The organism is Flavobacterium sp. AK-345, assembly GCF_058310175.1.
Genome location: NZ_JBZEER010000007.1, coordinates 229,282 through 246,679 on the forward strand (window position 1 = coordinate 229,282; position 17,398 = coordinate 246,679).

Below are 17,398 nucleotides of genomic sequence, written 5' to 3' on the forward strand. Positions count from 1 at the left end.
TTATTTATTTATACATTGATTGATTGTATCCCAAATCGCTAAAGATGCTTGTGTTGGGTTTTTTCCCACTACAATTTCGTACCATTTTTTGCCATCTGAGACATTCGATAATTTCTTGTCTAAAATTTGTTTTACCTGATCTTCCAAAGTTGTCTTATCTGTACAAAATACTGCCGCTTCCTGAGAAGGCATGCTTCTAAAATGAACATATTTATAATTCTGACCGATATCTCTGATTCCTTTTTTTAGTTGTGGCTGCTCGTAATTGAAGTAAATACAAGGTTTATCATGTGCAACAAAATCAAAAACGGTAGAAGAGCATACATTTGTAACGAACTCTGAATGTGCACAAACGTTATGTAATAATCCTAAATCTTCTTTGGTTGGTAAAATTTCGTTCCAATTTTTACCTGCAGGTTTCCATAATGGGTCAAGAACAGTTATTACATCTTTGTTAGCATCAATAACTGCGTCATATCTTGTGCTGACATCTACAGGGCATTTACGATAAATAATAGCCGCATTTTCGCCTTTTGCATTTAAATTTCGTACTGCTTTTGCCAGATCCTCCAGATAATATTGGTCTAGCGGAGAAGTTGTTTCGTCATCGCCAGAGAAACAAATATATCTTTTAGAAGTATCTAAATTGTTTTCATTAAAAAACTCTTCTCTGCTTTTAAACAAATTTTGGTCGTAATGAGGTTCAAACTGTGGCGTACCCGTTACAAAAACCTGAGATTTTTGTACAAAAGGATAATATTTCAGGACTTCTTCTTTCATTAAATCACTCCACACAAAATAAAAATCAGCTTCGACAACCTGCATTGCTTTTGGCACATTATCCCATGAATATACAAAAGACACTACGGGAATACCCAGATCTTTGGCTGCTAATAATGCACTAATAGATTGTGTTGCCCTTTGTGTGGTACAAAAAACTAAATCAGGTTTATGTTCTTGTAATTGTGCTTTACAATATTGATATTTTGTCGTTGAACGTTCCAGGGCATTGATACGCTTTCTGATTCTTACAATCCCTTTTTCTGAAGAATTAAAACCAATTAGCAATTTAGTGTATAAGGTTTTTAAAGTATTTTTGAAACCTTTGTAACTAAATGGAAATTTATAGGTTTCATAGACTTTATCATTAAATTTTTTTTGAGAAACATTTAATTCAATATGTTTTCTTATTCTGGAATAAACAGGCGTTAAAGGATGCGTTGTATGATTTTCGATTTTAACCTCATCATATCCTAGCTCCTCTTTTAAAGAAAAAACAGTATTATTCCAATAAACGATTTCATACCCTTTTTCTTCTCCTATTTCTTTAAATTTTGTAAAAGCAAAATTGCGTAGTCCTACACCATCCGGAAAAAAAACAAATACTTTTTTACTCATAACCTAAACACTAAGTGGTATTTTAAAATAATATTTTCTATTATTAAACTAATTCTTAAAAGGACAAACTGCCATTAAACCTTTTTTCAGTGACTCTATAACTTCTTTATCAGGCAAACTAACATTCTCTACAAATAATTTCTCTAATTCTATCTCTGAGAATTCGTTTGTTCGAATTGATGGATTATATGAAGGTATTTTTACCGACTCAAAATAATCCTGATATTTGATATCATCACCAAAAACACCATCAGAAAACGGCTGCCAAACTGCCGGAATAGCATATGTATGTGCTATAATGATTCCGTGCAAAGAAGACGAAACCACTTTTTTACATTCTAAAAATTCAATAGTTTTAGACTCGATATCATTGGTCATCATATCTATAATCTTGATATGATTTTGTCCCTGAAACCAGCTTTGAACTATTTTATAATCATTGTAATGTGGTACAATGCCGTACTCGTACTTTTTAGTTACTTCAGGATTAAAATAATCCGGCAAGAGTAAAGCCGGATCTCCATATATTTCCGGAACTTTATATCCAAGACTTAACAAATGTTTGCGAGTTTGAGGCCCACGAACAGCTAAAAAAACAGCATTTTTTATTTTAGAATCTTTACTGATAATTCCGCTGCCCCAAACAATACATTTATGATTTACATTGGTTAAAATACTTCCTATCGTTACATAAATTGGTGAAAACCAATCTAAAACAGAGAATTTTTTAGGCCATGCAAAAACAACTTTTTTATTAGAGATTTTTTCAACAAGGTATCTACCCAAAACATCTCCATAGTTTTCTTTAGACTTACCCTGGATAATTTTTTCGTTCCACCAAAAAACTCTAATTCTGTTTGAAAAAAGCATTCGTTTTAGACTTTTTTATTCTTTAATTTATCTCTTTGAACTTGCTCAATTGGCAATATATCAGTCGATTTAAAAGTTAATGCCTGATAAACTGCATCTAAATCACGAGATAATTTGCGTAAACCCATTGGTTCTAAAGATGCTGCATGGTCAGTTCCTTTCCAGGTTCTGTCGATAGTATAATGTCTTTCTATAATGTTTGCGCCCAAAGTATAAGCCGCAATATCAACAGCAATTCCTAAGTGGTGACCAGAAAAACCAATATGTTTTACCTTATCTGCGTATTTTTGTTTTAACAAATTGATATCCAACAAACAAACATCTTCAAACGGAACCGGATATCCTGAAGTACAATTGTATAATACTAAATCTTTGTTTCTTCCTTTTTCAGTAAAATAGTTTACCAAAATATCAGTCTCATCTTTAGTAGTCATACCTGTAGAAATATGAATTTCGCCAGAATAATTTTCGCATAACCAACCTAACATATCAAAGTTATTGTTGCATGCAGAAGGAATTTTAATGAATTCCGGATTTAATGATGTAATTTCTTTTGCAGAAGTTGTATCCCAAACTGATGTTGAATAAACGATACCAATTTCTTCGCAATATTCTTTTAATTCGCGGTGTTGGTTAACATCAAATTCTAAAAATTCACGATGCGCACCATAAGTATCTCCATAAGAGTTTAATGCATTTGGATGGGGAGCGTGGTATTGTTCTTCTGTTAAAAGTTCTTTATTATTTCGTTTTTGAAATTTAACTGCGTCTGCATTTCCAAAAATCTTAGCAATTTTAATTAATTCTTTTGCTATTGACATTTCGCCTTTATGATTACATCCTATTTCGGCAATCACATAAGGTTTTTTATATTCCTTCATAACGTTTATTATATTTTATTAAAATTTCACAAGTTTCTCTTATTGCTCCGGATGCAGATGCATGGGTTAAAATATAATCAGCATTTGCTTTTACGGTAATGGTTGCATTTGCCGGTGCAAAAGACCATCCAACGCTACAAATATTTGCCAAATCATTTACATCATCTCCTACGTACGCAACGGCGCCAAAACTACTATTTCTATCTAAAAGAAAATGTGTTAAAAACGAAAATTTATCCTTTACCCCCAAAAATGTGTCGTTTATCTGCAATTTTTTCATGCGCTGCGCAACTAAATCAGAATTTTCGGATGTTATTGCAATGACCTGAATCTGATTTTGCCTGATAATTTCCAATCCCATTCCATCGCGCATATCAAATTTTTTGGCCATTTCTCCATCAGCATTATAATAAACACTTCCATCAGTAAAAACACCATCGACATCGAGTATTAAATATTCAATTTTTTGGTGCGTTTTACTTTTTTTCTGACGTTCAGCCAATAAATTTTCAACAATATGCCAATCTGATGTACTATCTATTTCAACAAGAGATTCTTCGGGCATTTTTACTAAACCAATCGAACCGCTTATTCTGTTTTTTGAATTTAAAAAAGCTTCTTTTGTTGTGGTATAAACGGCACCGTTTTCTATTAATAAACCATCAAAATCCTGACGTCTCGGCCTTTTAAAAACATCATAATTTTGAGATGTTCCATCAGAATTCCATATAAAACGATGCGTATTTACAACCGTTAATGCAGATTGTTTTTTATTATCGATAATTTCATTTAATGTGGCATTTATATCTACTGCCTTTGTCATTGGAGAAGTTGCCTGTAATAAGCACAGAATATCAAAATCGTATTTAATAATCTCGGCAAACTCCAGCATCACACTTTCTGTCGAGGCTGTATCAGAAGCATTTTCATCATTACGCAAAAGCGCTTTTACTTTTGGCGACCAATGGTATTCTTTATTTATATAATCGATTATTTCCTGATCATCTGTAAAAATGTAAACTTCATCCAATTCCGAAAAAATTGCTTCTGTCAGAACCCATGAAAAAAGCGGGCGTCCTAACATTTTTTTCTTGTTTTTTCCTGGAATTCCCTTAGAATTTTTACGAAGCGGAATAATGGCTGTTTTTTTCATAAGTAATACTTTTTAATGCCTCAAAAGTAATTTTAAAAGTTAAAAAAAGGCACTTTGTAATAATAAAGTTTATGTTTATTAAAGTTTTATTTAAAAGAGGATTAGCCTGAAATGTAAGATCCAACCTTATTTGAATTTATTATTTTTATAATAAGGGTTGAAATACTAAGGCATAAGAAAACTGTGATTGGAGTTCCTATTACTGGATTAATAAATGATGCGTTTATGCCAAAACTATCTAATATTGATAAAACCAAAACGTGGATTAAGTAAATACCATAGCTCAAATTGCTAATTTGAACCAAAACAACATTGGTTTTGCTATTTAAAAAATTAGACAATCTAAAAAACAGAAAAATTCCTATTGAGGCAAGAAGGACATTAAAACTAAAAAAATCATACAATGAAGTATCGATTTTATCTTTTGAAACAGAAAACCAATAGGTGCTAAAAAAGGTAATAAGTGAACCTAAAATAAAAACCAATATTGCTATTATTCTCCATTTTTTTATATTCTTAATTTCTATTACAGACAAATAATATCCTAATACCAAATAACCAACATATCCCGAAAAATACGACAAATCTATTGCAGGTCTGTAGTTTTCAAAGCCAAAATTCTTAAATAGCAGCGTTATGAACCATAGCAACAAAAAATAATGAATTTCATTTTTTTTGGCTTTGCTAATCCAGACATTCAAAATTGGGATAATTAATAGTAGTCCGAAAAGCATGTATACGTACCAAAGATGATAAGCGCTTCCAAAATAAACAGATCTGATTAGTTTTTTAATAATCCCAAAAAAATGCAGCTTTTTGTAATCATCTGTTTTTATAAATATCGAATATAAAACATAACAAATACTCCAGAACAAGAAAGGCAAGCCAATCCTTATAAAACGTTTAATAAAAAAAGTTCTAAATTCATATTCTTTATTCAGCAATAATGCTCCCGATATCATAACAAATACAGGAACACAAAAGCGAAATATCGCATCATAAAAATTGGCATAATTCCATAATTCATTTGATAATAGACCAAATTTCACTACTAACGGCGATGCTGTATGTACAAAAATAACTGCTATAACAGCAATAACACGAAGGTTAGAAATCCACAAAAAGTTTTCTTTTGTATTCAAAATTCAATATTAATTAACATCCTAACAATTAAATTATGCTAAGGGATTATAAACTTCTAACGCTGTATTCACCGTGCTATTTCGTCCTATATTTTCAATAAGAATAGAAAAATCTGATTCGAAATTTGATTCCTTTTGATCAATAAAAAACACTTTTTTATCATCAATGTATAAATTAAACATTTCTTTACCCATATTATGAATTAACAATGACGGGATTCCCATTAAATAAGCTTCAATTAAACAACCGGAATAATTTGTAACATGCAAGAAAGAACGAACAAGTGATTCTGGCAAAGGAGTTTGAAATGCATCCTGAGCTACGGCTTTATCATTAATATTATTTAAAATTAAAAAATCATTTAGCTCCTGGAGACTTATGTTAGTTCTTGGATGCAATCTAAAAATCCATTTCAATTCTGTTTTTTTTATTAATGATATAATTTTAGGAGTAATCATATCCTCAATAGAAAATGGAGTGGTTTGTAAGCTATAAAAAATTTGTTTTTCATCACTTTTCTCTATTGTTTTGTATTTGTTTAGATAATAGGAAACAAAGGGCTGCCCCACCAATATTGACTTAACGTTTTGTGTTGTCGATGCCCATTCTTCAATATTGCTTTTTGATCTTGAATCCCAATTCCAAAATTCAACAGCCATTATATTGAAACCCTCTTTGGGCACTTTTGTCCAGCTTGTATAAGCCATGTGAATATTAGTTTGTGGTCCGTGCTGAAAATCTATTGTTGTAATTTTCAAATCATTTCCTACTAATAGGGCTGCTGTCAAATCATCCAATCCATAATATCCAAGAAAAACTATTTTTGACGGTTTTACTATTTTATAGAATAATCTATAAAATGGTTTAAGTGATTTTATTTTATTGGTCCAATTAATTAATTCTTTCTCTGAAATCCTTACTCTTTTCAATTCAAAAAAATGTGCTGACAGCCATAAGTGAAATTCCTCATATCCCTCTAAATGAACCATATTTTTATTTTTCCTGAAACCAGAAAACAACTTGGATAATAAAGTAAAATCATTCAAATGCTTTTTTAATTCTATGACAGCATTTGGATTATACATCTTGTTATAGGTTTTTTGATATTCGACCATATAAACCTCATCCTCCAATTTATGATGCTCAATCATTGAATCATAAAATCTATTAAAATAAGCATCATCATTTAAAACCCTATGAATATGTGACCCAAAAAATAAAATCTTTTTGTTTCTCAACCTTAAAAAAAACGCAATTAATCTCACGAAAGCTCCCGTTATTTTTAAAATCATTAAAAAAATACGGACTAAGAAATTAGATTTTTTCTTTTCAGTCTGCTTATTACTGTCAGTTGATACGTTTGATTTATTCATTTGAACTAAGAAATCTATATATATCTTAATTCTAACATAAGGCCAAATATCAATGCCGTTAATATTCCATAAATCTACAGGCCATTTTTGCTCAATATCAATAATTAATTGTTTAATATCTTCTTGAGTTGAAATACTTTTTTGCACTTAAATTAATTTTTAATTTCTATTGACTTAGCGTTTAAGCTATTATAGCTGTCTTTTACTTTTTCTTTTAAATAATTGTATTCTAATTGTAACAGATCATTTTTTAAGTAATCTGTTTCAGGCAGGCGGTAAATAGCATCTAGAATTTTAGATTTGATTTCAGAAACATCTTCGCAATTTTCGATTAGCAAGCCATTAACGCCATGATTTATAACTTCAGCGGTTGCGCCACCCGGATTTGACTGAATAGGATAAACTTCCATGCAAATGGCTTCGAGTAAAGTATTCGGAATTCCGTCTGAATTACTATTACCAATGTAGATTTTAGATTTTCCCATAAGCTCTATAACTTCCTGATGCGAAACTTTTCCTATTATTTGGAAATTGGGCCAATCTTTTAGCATCGACTTTTTTGCATAATCTAAAGTTTCCTTATCCGAACCAAAAACAACTATCGAATAATCGGAAAGTTCGTTTTTAAGAAATTCCATTGCTTTTAAAACCGAAATAGCCCTACCCGATCTTCCTTGAAAACCTTTGAGCAGAATGACATTTCGTTGGTCGACAGGTAATTTAAATTGTTCCATATGAGCCAAATCAAATCCGCCTCCGCCAGGAAAAACACCAAGAAAATCACCCGAAAAACCATATTTTTTTGCTATTTCATAATCTCTTTTGCAATCTGTAAACAAATAATTGACTCTTGGCAAAACCCGTTTGATATCTTTTAAATATTTATTATCATTTTGAAAATAAAACAAATCACTTCCCCAGGAAGAATATATCCATTTTTGATTTGATTTTTTTTCCATTACAGAAATAATGGGAGTACATGACAGATATAAAGCAAAACTATGAACAACATCGGGCTTAATTTCATTTAAATATTGTTCAAAAACCGATGCCGTTTTGTACTCATTAAAATATTGAAGAAATTGATAGACTTTTGGAAATTTTTTCTTTACAAACAATCTTCCGGGATAATTCCATTTTAATTTCCACCCTACTTTTTGAGATACCCAATTTAGCCTTTCAGACTTTTCACTCATTCCGGTAATGTCAAACCAATATACTTCATGTCCAGAATCCTGAAGCTGACTTGTCCATCTAAAAAAATGGAGTGATGGAATTGAAACCATGAGTATCTTCATTATCGAAAATAAATTTTAAGGGTAATTAGATTTTTATTTTGGTCGAATGAATATTGATATGGCAGATTCCTGTAATGCATTACAATTTCCTGTAATATCGCATTATTTACACTTTTCATCGGTAAAAATTTCAGATACTTTTTTCCTAATATTCTTTTTGCAAATTGTTTTCTCTTATTGCTGTCAGATGTGTCTTTAACTATTATTGAAACCATTTTATTCTCAAAATTATCCAGTTGTGCTAATAATGCATTTACTTTTGAAGTTTCTGGTTCGATCTCAATTGTAAAATCCGGCTGATCTGATAATTTAGAATATTCTTTTTCTTCCGGTAAAACTCCCCACTGCTGGTTAATATTTGCTTTTGTTTGTTTGCTGGTTTGAGAAATCTGAATATAGGAATGATTTATTCTTTCCAATTCAAAATGATATGGATCTGTGCTTAAATTAGTTCGGTATGTTTTTGGATGCCATTGGTGTTTTAACAGAACTTCTTTTTCAAAAAAATTAATTTTAATCCCGAGATTGTGTAGTCGAATGTGCACATCTGTATCTTCGGCGCCCCAGCCATGATAAAACTCATTGTAACCATTTATTTCTTTCAACAATTGAGTTGGATACAAGGTCATTCCGGTAGCTTCTTTTCTTGAAGTAAAATCTACCGTTGCATTATGAAAATCTCTTTGGTGTGCAGTTTCTTTTTGACTTAAAAAACCAACCTGAAAGTAGGTTGCTTTATCTTTATTTTTAAGTTCATGCAATTTATTTATAAAATCAGGGTGAAAAAGCATGTCTATATCTCCAACAAAAAAATAAGGTGTATTGCATTTTTTCAATACAATATTTATGGCTCTGGATTTATTCCATAACTGTCCGGAAACCGGAGAAATTATAGATTTGATTTTAGGATATTTTGCAATCAATTGTTTTAAATCGTAGAGATAATTTTGATCTGATCCATAATCTACAAAAAACAATTCGAAATCGTCATTTGATTGCTCTGCGAGAGAATCAAAACAATTCTTTACAGTCTGTAAATCACGGTTACGATTGGTTAGAACTATTGTTATCATTGTAGTAAATCATTTAATTGTTTTTCTGAAAGCCCTTTTCTTTTTAAGATATATCTGCAAAGTACTGGATATCTAAGAAACTTTTTAAAAACTTTTTCGGTAAAAAAATAATAAAATGGCCTGGCACTTAATACTTTTAAGGTTTCAATATTTTGAGTTTTTTTGACTTCTTCTTTTAACCCAATGTGCTTTTCAGTCATCCAGTCTTCTAAAACATTTCCTAAATGGTACGCATAATTACCATAAGTGGCCAAACGATATCCTCCTAATTTAAGAACCGGGAGATCTGTGTACAAATATTCACTATCACCACCTAATTTATAGATCGTATTATCTTTAGGCATTTTAGAAAAAACTTCTCTTTTATAGGTACATACAAAATGAGAGCTTCCTAAAACTGCGATAGTTTCTTCTTTACTTTTTAAGGTTGCAATAACATCTTTATACTTGAGATCAAGCCATGGCCAGCCAATACTGTTAGCAAACAATGTCATGCTTTCGGGATCTTTTACCGGACGAAATTTTAATCGTGATGAAAATAAATTATCAAACCAGATATTGTATGTTAATCTAAAATGGGTTCTAAAAACAGGAACAGGACTTACCGATCCCGCCTTGGGAAAAGCATTAAAAACATCTAAAACTTCTTTTTCCCAATCATTATCAAATAAAACATCGGCATCTGTAATTGTAACCAAACGTTCTTCGGCTGTACGCAATGCTTTTAAAATACTGTTTACTTTGCCAATACTTTCTTTTTCGATTATTAGTTCATCAATGTACTTTTCTTCTTGTAACTGAAATAATTTAGCATTTACGCTACTGCAAGAACCATTGCTTATTACAGATACTTTTATATTTGAAATTGAAGTTTTATGAATTGAAGTCAGACAATAGGTAAAAATGGTAAAAGCATCTTTATAATAATCTTCTTCATTTGGTATATACAAAGGAATTATTATTCGGTGATTTGAATCCGAAACCGGTAATAAAATATCTTTTGAAATATTTTTTCCTTTTCTCATTATACGTCCATTACTTTTTCTATTTCTTCTAAGTATCTTGCATTAATATTTTCTTTCGAAAAACGTGAAGTATATCTGTCCCTAATTTCAATTGATAATTTTTCAGCCTGATCTGCATCAATGCTTTTGATTTTCATCATTTCTTCAGATAAATCTTCTACTGTATTATTAAACCAGGAGATATTAATTCCTTTGAATCGCTCCTCCATGGCACCGGTTTTTGCTGACAAAATTAATCTTGCGCTTGCCATAGCTTCAATACCTGTCAAAGGACCAGTTTCAAAATCGTAATGCGAAATAATAATACAATCTGCCTGTTTAAAAAAATTAGCTGTTTTATGATTCGGTATAAATCCTGTAAAAACAACATTGTCATTGTTTTTCGCTAGTTTTTTCAGATTATTATATTCAGATCCTTCACCAATAATAATTAATTTATCATTGTTGGAAACCTTTAAAAAAGCTTTTATAAGAACATCAATGTTTTTTTCTTTTTCTAAACGTGCGATGGTCAAAAATGTTTTCACTTTATTTTTTACTACCGGAATTTTCAGCAATTCTTCTTCATTAAAAGCACATTGATCAATTACTGTATAGTTATGGGTATTTATTTTAAGACCATTTGCATTACTTGCAGAATGATGAATAAACAAATCAACATAATTTAAATAATCATAATTCTGATAATCTAAAATTTTACCTGTTGTTCTAAAAACAAATTTGATTTTATTATGATGACAAATTTCTATAACTTCGTTTACGTAATTCGATGATAACTGACCAAAAAAAACAACCAAATTATATTTGGGAATCAGGGTATTTAAAACCTCTAAAGCTTTACCATCATAACTATAATGCTTTTTGGCCCATTCGTTATTGGCATAATCCGGAACTGATCCTTTACAATTGTTCTTTAAATAACTGATAAACGCCAGAAATTTAATTATCCCGAAGTTTTTAAATACTTTACTTTTTAAAGAAAAAACGGGAAGACTTTTACTAAAATCTAAAACCTGAGTATTTTTTGAAATAGTCACTGTCGAACATACTTCAACTTCATATTTTGATGACAATACATTAGAAACAAAGCCTACTTCTAACTCTCTTCCTCCAAAATCCGTAATTGGGCCTATTATAAGTATTTTTGATTTCAATTTCTCTTATTTAAGTAACATTCTTTTTAGATCTAAAACCAAGTTAAAGCCAAGTTTAGATTTAAAACCAAAAATTGTTGTTTTATAAAGTATAAACAAAATTCGATATCTGTTTACAACTTTAGAATAACGAATTAGATTTAGATATGCTTTATACAAATAAAGATTTACTTCAAATATATTTAGTGCGTTCAAGTTCTGGTAAATCAATTCCCAACTCATTAAAAGTTTATCTAATTCTGATTTTTTAAATAAAGAACTTGTATTTTCATCATGAATTCTATACCCTGCATAAGTTTCAGAAACCATTATTATTTCAGGATTTTCTTTTAATATGCCTGATAAAAAAACAGCATCATCATTCGGACTGTCTATCCATTTGATATTGCCAATTGAAACTTTAGGAATTAACCATGATCCAGTGGCAATAAAACCTCCATTAACTGATAATTTTCGAATTAATTTTCGGGCATCAATTTTCTCTTCTTCAAATATGTTATTATATGGAAAATTATAACTTTCATTTAATTCATTTTTAAACTTTTTCCATTTTGTAATAGAAATTGCTCCTTTACTGTTTGCACTTTCCAACAGTGAAACCTGGGTTTCAATTTTTTCTAAAAATAACAAATCGTCATAGTCTAAAAATTGAATATATTTTCCTTTAGCAACTAATAATGCTTCATTTCTAGCATTATGTCGACCGGGGTTTGTTTTTAAATAAATAAGTCTTGTGTCATTTATATTTAAAAAATCCTTGCAAGTTTGAATTTCCAATTCTCCATTGCATGCTATAAGTACTTCAATATGGCTGTATGATTGTAAAAGCGCACTTTCTACACAACTTTTAAAGTAATCTATAGTTTTGTGAACGGGAATTATTATTGAGACTAACATTATTTAATATAAATCATTCTTATTATTAAAAATTGTAAAACCAAAAAAGGTATTAAAAAAGACATCAATAACAAATTTTTTGCTTTTAAGTTTTCGCCTATAATCGCTTCTGGTTTGTTCTAAATCATTGTTTAATTCTATTGATGAGCCCAATTGGTTTACAAAAAAATCAGCGTGTTTGATGCACATGTATTCAACTGTATTTTTTTCTGTTTTTTCATCAAACTGTTTATGTCTGGATATCTTTTTTATGCGATAATAAAATCCAATAAAATCTAAACGCTTTACATTACCCCCATCTTTTAATATAGAAATCCAAAACTCCCAATCTTCAATTCCCCTATCCATTTTAACATCATATCCTCCTACTCTTTTCCAATCACTTTTTTTGTAAATAGCAGAGCAAAAAATCATGTTTTTCTTGCTTAAGTTATAAAGGGAAAAAGGTTTCAAATTCCATAATCCAAGCTCATCTCCAAATTTTTCAGCTTTGCAATAAACTACTTTTAAAGAACTTTCATTATTAAAAGCGTTTAATGCTAAGTCAATATATTCCGGAGCAATTTTATCATCTGCATCTAGTGGTAGTATGAACTCTCCTTTTGCTTGTTCTATAGCAGAATTACGAGCAACGCTTGGACCTGCATTTTTTTGAAAAATATATTTAAAACGAATATCTTTTGCACACCATTTTTGTGCAACAAATTCTGTATTATCGGGACTTCCATCATTAACAATTATACATTCCCAATTCTCATACGTTTGATTAAGCACTGAATTGAGAGCTTCATCTAAATATTGAGCCTGATTATAACATGGAACTATGATGGAAATTACAGGAAGAGGCATAATTGATGAAGAATTATTTAAAATTTGTTTATTACACCTAATTTTATTAGAAAATTAAGTTTCTTTGATGTTCGCAAACTATAAATTAGATTTTGATATTTTTCAAGCTCATAAATATCACTCATAAAAGCACTAAATTCTTCTTTTAGAATTTTTATTCTTTCTAATTTAATTTGCTTCTTATTTTCTGGAACAGAACTTAATCCATCTAAATAAAAGGTTGACAAAACAGAGTCTATCCTCACATAGGAATGATTAAATTTACATATACTTAAAATAAAGAATTTCCAATCTGAAACAATCTTATGATTTTCATCATACATACCGATTTTTTCAAATAGATTTCTCTTTATAAAAGTTGCCGGATGCGGTAAACTATCATGTACAAAATAAGAAAAAGATAACTTTTCAGGATATTTAACAACCTTTGATTTTATTCCATCACTAACATTTAAATTAAAATAAATTATATCTATTAATTTAACATGCCTATGATTTTCTTCTAAAATTCTGTTATTGAAAAAATGATCTCCACTATTTAAAAACAACAAATAATCGCCACTGGATTTCTCAATTCCTTTATTCATAGCATTATAAATTCCAGAATCCTTTTCACTTACCCAATAGTCAATATCATCTTTTTTTGATTCAATAAAAGCAGCGCTGCCATCTGTTGATCCCCCGTCAATAACAATATATTCAAATTCCTGCCAGGTTTGATCAATAACACTGTTCATAGTCTTTTTTAGACCTTCGAGGTTATTATAATTAATGGTGATGATTGAAATTAACGCCATTTTAATTAATCTTATTTTTAAATTTTAAAGAATTATTTATTTCATCTTATTGATAAACTCTTCTACTTCGAAAAAGTGTTTTTCGACTAAAGGCAAATCTTCTTTTGCAAAATTCCACCACTTAATTTTCAAAAGTTGCTCAATCTTAGCATCATCAAATCTATATTTTATTATTTTGACCGGATTTCCAACTGCAATTGCATACGCAGGGATGTCTTTAGATATAATTGCGCCAGCACCTATAACAGCACCATCGCTAATTTTCACACCATCGAGGATAGTAACATTCATTCCTATAAAAACATCATTCCCAATTACAATGTTTTTTGTTTCTTTAATTTTATCAACTTCGCTTAATGTGGTACCATTTTGTTTTTGTGTTGAGTAAAACATAGGATGTGTTGATAAGCCGTTAGTTGGATGTATTCCCCAGCCACAAATCAAATTAGGACCTATTGAACAAAACTTGCCAATTGTAGTATTATTAAGAATCACATTCTCTGCAATATATGTGTATTCTCCAACATTTGAATTCAAAAGCCTGTAAGGTGGATACAACTTAACATTCTTATCTAAAATACTATTGTGAATCTGTTCTTTTTCTTTTAAATCTATATTATTAAAGAGTAATTTATAAATATTTGAATTAACTCCATAGACAGCTATTATAGTTTTTTTTATAACAAAATCTAAAAAGGAAATAATTTTATTTTTAATTACTTTTTTCATTTACCTCTATTTAATTTTCCCCACAAAAACAATTCTGTTTTCTTCTAATTGTTCTTCAATTAGCAAACTAAAAGACTTTACAAATTCATCTCTAAACCATTCAATAGTGTACCATTCAGGCAATTCTTGTTTTATTTTTGTTTCAATACTCCATAACCCTAAAGGCATAAATTCTACTATCACATATTTATTTGAAAACATAATAAGTCTTTCAAAAATTGCAGCTAAAGAAAATTTACCTGTTAATATTAAATGATGCGTTACAGCCAAAGAAACTGCCAAATCGGACTTTAGTCTTTTAGAAGTTCCTAATAAATCAGGTGTAAACATGAAATTTAATAAAAGAGGCGTGACATTATTAACATTTAACTTCTTACTATTTAAGTATGCCTCATTTATCGCATTTTCGTCATAATCAACTAAAATAATTCTTTTTAAATCCATTTCCTTAGACAACAAAAAAGAGAAATAACCTTCATTACCTGCTAAATCGATTACTGTTTCAATGTCTTTTAATTCATTGATAATTTCTAATAATCTTTTAAATCTATAGGAGTAATTAACATTTTCAATCTCATTGTAAAATTTACCATGATAACCTTTCCATTGACTATTTATGATAGATTTTGAAAGTAAATCTATATTGTTCTTTATTTCCTTTTTTGGAAAGTTATCCGTTAGTCTATTTACTTTTAGATCATATCTAAAAAGCTTATTTTTCTTATTAAAAATAATTTTTAATAGCTTGTTTGCAGCTTTTACAAAAAAGCTGATAATAGAAATATTTCTTTTTGATGAAAACAATATATTTTTTCTAAAAGAAAAAATGTATCTATCGACTAATAGCAATTTATACAATCCCGATTCTTCTATATTTTGAGAAGGAATTGTGAACATTCTATGAAAATTACTCTCTAATAATTTTCTAACAATCAAAAGTTCATTTTTACTCCAAAATAATAACGGGATAAAAAACGAATTTAAAAATTCTTCGTAAGCAATCCAATGATTTTTAGATCTAATCACATCTATACTTCCAATATCTACAAAAACAGGTTTATTGTTATTAAATAAGACATTTAGGGTATGTGCATCCTTTAATTCATAACCATATTTATTGCAAATATTATTAATTTCCAACACCATTAAAGCAGCATCCTTAAACATTTGAAATGTCCATTCATGTTGTAAACTTTCAACTAACCGTTCATGTTCTAAAATAAGTTGTTTGCTTTCCGGGAATTCGTCTGATACAAAGGTTTGAGGTATTAGCTCTCTTTTGATTAACTCTTTAAACATATCTGAGTTAAGCAATTCCAAACAAATGCTTTCTTTTTCTTTTGATATCTGTCTGAAAACTCTATTATTATAAAAAAAAACTCTGCCAAAATCATCTATCATTGACTTATGAGAGTATTGAATATTATCCATTTTATTTATTTTAACTGTGACCACTTATGTTTATAATATACTCTTGATAATTCTGAATCTTGTAAATTTTTACCAGTATTAAAATAATCTGCGTTTTCTATAGTAAACTCAAAAGCGTTCGTTAAATAATCGATTAAAACATTGTCGTTGAAAACTGCTATATTTAAATAATAATTATCAGGTTTAATATTTAAAGATTCCTCCAATTCACAAGAGATTTCTGATTCGTCTTTATCAAGGGAAATAGCGAAATTTAACAAATTGGAATCAAATCTTAAGTATCCTTCATCCATGAAATTATATATTCCAATAACAATTCTCACATTTTTTAAGCTGTCTTGTTTAAGCTGCTTTAACAATAAATTAATTGTAATCTTTTCTCCAAGAAAAAAGGTATTCTTCTTGTCACCATTTGAAATGAGACTTAGACCTGAAACTCTATATTCTCCAGTTCCTTTTCTATTAAAATCAAAAAGCTTAGTGCTTATTCTTTGTGTTAAAGTTTGGTACTTTTTTAAACTATCATCAATTCCTCCTTTAAAAACTACCTTCCCATGTTCCATGACAATGCCCTTTGTGCATAAACTTTTTACAGCAGCCATATTATGACTAACAAATAATACGGTCCTCCCTTCACCTTTGGAAATATCCTGCATCTTACCAATAGCCTTTTTCTGAAATTCAGCATCTCCAACTGCTAAAACCTCATCAATAACTAAAATTTCAGGCTCTAGAAAAGCAGCTACAGCAAATGCCAAACGAACCGTCATTCCAGAGCTATATCTTTTTACAGGAGTATCAATATAACGTTCGCAACCTGAGAATTCAATAATTTCATCTATTTTTGAAGTGATTTCCTTTTTGGTCATTCCTAAAATAGCTCCATTTAAATAGACATTTTCTCGTCCGGTCATTTCGCCATGAAAACCAGTTCCTACCTCAAGAAGAGATGCAATTCGCCCGCGCGATTTTATACTTCCCGTAGTTGGAGCCGTGACTTTTGACAATATCTTTAAAAGGGTTGATTTTCCGGCACCATTCTTCCCTATAATCCCTAAAACATCTCCTCGCTCAACTTCAAAATTAATATCCTGCAAAGCCCACACATAGTCTGATTCTCCTTTTGTCGAACGGTCGTTAGTGTCTCCAATTTTTAAATATGGATTTTCTTTTCCCCTAACCTGATGCCACCATCTGTTTAAATCATGGCTTAACGTACCTGTTCCTACTTGCCCTAAACGATATTGTTTAGAGATATTTTCAGCTTTTAAAATAATATCTTTTTCCAATTATAATATATTATTAATTGTAAATTTTAAATTTATTC

At 29.8% G+C, this 17,398-nt stretch carries 16 protein-coding genes; all 16 read right to left on the reverse strand.

Features of this window, described 5'->3' with window-relative positions; translation table 11 throughout:
• The 16 genes from AC4FQ3_RS14720 to AC4FQ3_RS14795 all read right to left on the reverse strand — a co-directional run bounded on the left by AC4FQ3_RS14720 (position 1) and on the right by AC4FQ3_RS14795 (position 17,360).
• Positions 1-1,398, reverse strand: coding sequence for a glycosyltransferase family protein (locus tag AC4FQ3_RS14720; protein WP_491182321.1), 1,398 nt, complete (start codon positions 1,396-1,398; stop codon positions 1-3).
• Positions 1,399-1,446: 48 nt separating this feature from the next.
• Positions 1,447-2,268 carry a polysaccharide pyruvyl transferase family protein gene (locus AC4FQ3_RS14725; RefSeq protein ID WP_491182322.1) on the reverse strand — a complete coding sequence of 274 codons (822 nt, stop codon included), beginning with the start codon at positions 2,266-2,268 and terminating at the stop codon, positions 1,447-1,449.
• A gap of 5 nt (positions 2,269-2,273) precedes the next feature.
• Positions 2,274-3,149, reverse strand: a complete 876-nt coding sequence (locus AC4FQ3_RS14730) for an N-acetylneuraminate synthase family protein (protein WP_042565931.1) — start codon at positions 3,147-3,149, stop codon at positions 2,274-2,276.
• Positions 3,136-4,302 carry a cytidylyltransferase domain-containing protein gene (locus tag AC4FQ3_RS14735; RefSeq protein WP_491182323.1) on the reverse strand — a complete coding sequence of 389 codons (1,167 nt, stop codon included), beginning with the start codon at positions 4,300-4,302 and terminating at the stop codon, positions 3,136-3,138. Before AC4FQ3_RS14735 ends, AC4FQ3_RS14730 begins: the two co-directional genes overlap by 14 nt.
• A gap of 101 nt (positions 4,303-4,403) precedes the next feature.
• Positions 4,404-5,444 (reverse strand): acyltransferase, encoded by a 1,041-nt coding sequence (locus AC4FQ3_RS14740; RefSeq protein WP_491182324.1) that lies wholly within the window; start codon positions 5,442-5,444, stop codon positions 4,404-4,406.
• A 33-nt stretch (positions 5,445-5,477) separates the two neighbouring features.
• Positions 5,478-6,965 (reverse strand): hypothetical protein, encoded by a 1,488-nt coding sequence (locus AC4FQ3_RS14745; RefSeq protein ID WP_491182325.1) that lies wholly within the window; start codon positions 6,963-6,965, stop codon positions 5,478-5,480.
• Between the two features lie 5 nt (positions 6,966-6,970).
• Positions 6,971-8,116, reverse strand: a complete 1,146-nt coding sequence (locus AC4FQ3_RS14750) for a glycosyltransferase family 4 protein (protein WP_491182326.1) — start codon at positions 8,114-8,116, stop codon at positions 6,971-6,973.
• A complete protein-coding gene (locus AC4FQ3_RS14755) occupies positions 8,116-9,189 on the reverse strand; it encodes a glycosyltransferase family 2 protein (protein WP_491182327.1) in 1,074 nt (357 codons plus the stop codon). The genes AC4FQ3_RS14750 and AC4FQ3_RS14755 overlap by 1 nt, the downstream gene beginning before the upstream one ends.
• Complete coding sequence (locus AC4FQ3_RS14760; RefSeq protein ID WP_491182328.1) at positions 9,186-10,214, reverse strand: glycosyltransferase family A protein; 1,029 nt, start codon at positions 10,212-10,214, stop codon at positions 9,186-9,188. The genes AC4FQ3_RS14755 and AC4FQ3_RS14760 overlap by 4 nt, the downstream gene beginning before the upstream one ends.
• Complete coding sequence (locus AC4FQ3_RS14765; protein ID WP_491182329.1) at positions 10,214-11,368, reverse strand: glycosyltransferase family 4 protein; 1,155 nt, start codon at positions 11,366-11,368, stop codon at positions 10,214-10,216. Before AC4FQ3_RS14765 ends, AC4FQ3_RS14760 begins: the two co-directional genes overlap by 1 nt.
• Before the next feature lie 6 nt (positions 11,369-11,374).
• Positions 11,375-12,265, reverse strand: coding sequence for a glycosyltransferase family A protein (locus AC4FQ3_RS14770; protein WP_491182330.1), 891 nt, complete (start codon positions 12,263-12,265; stop codon positions 11,375-11,377).
• 3 nt (positions 12,266-12,268) lie between these two features.
• The gene (locus tag AC4FQ3_RS14775) at positions 12,269-13,114 is read right to left on the reverse strand and encodes a glycosyltransferase family 2 protein (protein WP_491182331.1); all 846 of its coding nucleotides are present in this window, start codon (positions 13,112-13,114) and stop codon (positions 12,269-12,271) included.
• A 17-nt stretch (positions 13,115-13,131) separates the two neighbouring features.
• Complete coding sequence (locus AC4FQ3_RS14780) at positions 13,132-13,911, reverse strand: glycosyltransferase family 2 protein (protein ID WP_491182332.1); 780 nt, start codon at positions 13,909-13,911, stop codon at positions 13,132-13,134.
• Between the two features lie 36 nt (positions 13,912-13,947).
• Entirely contained in the window at positions 13,948-14,640 is a 693-nt protein-coding gene (locus AC4FQ3_RS14785; protein ID WP_491182333.1) for a CatB-related O-acetyltransferase, read from the reverse strand.
• Between the two features lie 6 nt (positions 14,641-14,646).
• The gene (locus tag AC4FQ3_RS14790; RefSeq protein ID WP_491182334.1) at positions 14,647-16,071 is read right to left on the reverse strand and encodes a hypothetical protein; all 1,425 of its coding nucleotides are present in this window, start codon (positions 16,069-16,071) and stop codon (positions 14,647-14,649) included.
• 5 nt (positions 16,072-16,076) lie between these two features.
• Positions 16,077-17,360: an ABC transporter ATP-binding protein gene (locus AC4FQ3_RS14795; RefSeq protein ID WP_491182335.1), complete on the reverse strand. Its 1,284-nt coding sequence runs from the start codon at positions 17,358-17,360 to the stop codon at positions 16,077-16,079.
• Positions 17,361-17,398: the final 38 nt, after the last annotated feature.

What these genes read in the sequence shown, in the direction of transcription:
- AC4FQ3_RS14720 (WP_491182321.1), bottom strand. Translation starts at nt 1,398, where the DNA reads ATGAGTAAAAAAGTATTTGTTTTTTTTCCGGATGGTGTAGGACTACGC.
- AC4FQ3_RS14725 (WP_491182322.1), bottom strand. Translation starts at nt 2,268, where the DNA reads ATGCTTTTTTCAAACAGAATTAGAGTTTTTTGGTGGAACGAAAAAATT.
- AC4FQ3_RS14730 (WP_042565931.1), bottom strand. Translation starts at nt 3,149, where the DNA reads ATGAAGGAATATAAAAAACCTTATGTGATTGCCGAAATAGGATGTAAT.
- AC4FQ3_RS14735 (WP_491182323.1), bottom strand. Translation starts at nt 4,302, where the DNA reads ATGAAAAAAACAGCCATTATTCCGCTTCGTAAAAATTCTAAGGGAATT.
- AC4FQ3_RS14750 (WP_491182326.1), bottom strand. Translation starts at nt 8,116, where the DNA reads ATGAAGATACTCATGGTTTCAATTCCATCACTCCATTTTTTTAGATGG.
- AC4FQ3_RS14755 (WP_491182327.1), bottom strand. Translation starts at nt 9,189, where the DNA reads ATGATAACAATAGTTCTAACCAATCGTAACCGTGATTTACAGACTGTA.
- AC4FQ3_RS14760 (WP_491182328.1), bottom strand. Translation starts at nt 10,214, where the DNA reads ATGAGAAAAGGAAAAAATATTTCAAAAGATATTTTATTACCGGTTTCG.
- AC4FQ3_RS14770 (WP_491182330.1), bottom strand. Translation starts at nt 12,265, where the DNA reads ATGTTAGTCTCAATAATAATTCCCGTTCACAAAACTATAGATTACTTT.
- AC4FQ3_RS14775 (WP_491182331.1), bottom strand. Translation starts at nt 13,114, where the DNA reads ATGCCTCTTCCTGTAATTTCCATCATAGTTCCATGTTATAATCAGGCT.
- AC4FQ3_RS14780 (WP_491182332.1), bottom strand. Translation starts at nt 13,911, where the DNA reads ATGGCGTTAATTTCAATCATCACCATTAATTATAATAACCTCGAAGGT.
- AC4FQ3_RS14785 (WP_491182333.1), bottom strand. Translation starts at nt 14,640, where the DNA reads ATGAAAAAAGTAATTAAAAATAAAATTATTTCCTTTTTAGATTTTGTT.
- AC4FQ3_RS14790 (WP_491182334.1), bottom strand. Translation starts at nt 16,071, where the DNA reads ATGGATAATATTCAATACTCTCATAAGTCAATGATAGATGATTTTGGC.